Origin of the sequence: Cognatazoarcus halotolerans (assembly GCF_009800965.1) — a bacterium.
In the GTDB taxonomy this organism is placed as follows: domain Bacteria; phylum Pseudomonadota; class Gammaproteobacteria; order Burkholderiales; family Rhodocyclaceae; genus Cognatazoarcus; species Cognatazoarcus halotolerans.
In genome coordinates, this window is the sequence record NZ_WUAF01000077.1 from 1 (window position 1) to 360 (window position 360).

General features: G+C 69.7%; 1 pseudogene. It reads right to left on the minus strand.

From position 1 onward, the window contains the following. Positions 1 to 360: pseudogene (locus GQB03_RS22735) on the minus strand (indolepyruvate ferredoxin oxidoreductase family protein); the annotation flags it as partial.

Genomic DNA, 360 nt, shown 5'->3' on the forward strand with positions numbered 1-360 from the left:
GGCGCAGCTCGGCGGCGCACTCCTGGTCGTGCAGCAGCACCGTGGTGCCGGGCGTGGCGGCGAGCTCCTTCTGCGCCTCGTCGAGGCGGTCGCGGTGCCACACCTCGGTGTGCCCGTCCAGGCGCACGCCGGTGTACTTGCCCGGATCGTCGGTGGTGACGATGATCCGGCGCACCCCGTTGGCGAGCAGGTCGGAGACCATCTTCGCCACCGGGTGGGCGCCCTGGATGGCTTGGCCGCCGGTCATCGAGGTGTGGGCATTGACCAGCAGCTTGAAGGTGATGTTCACATCGGTCGAGGCGGCGTAGCGGATCGCCAGGCTGCCCGAGTGGGCGTAGGTGCCGTCGCCCATGTTCTGGA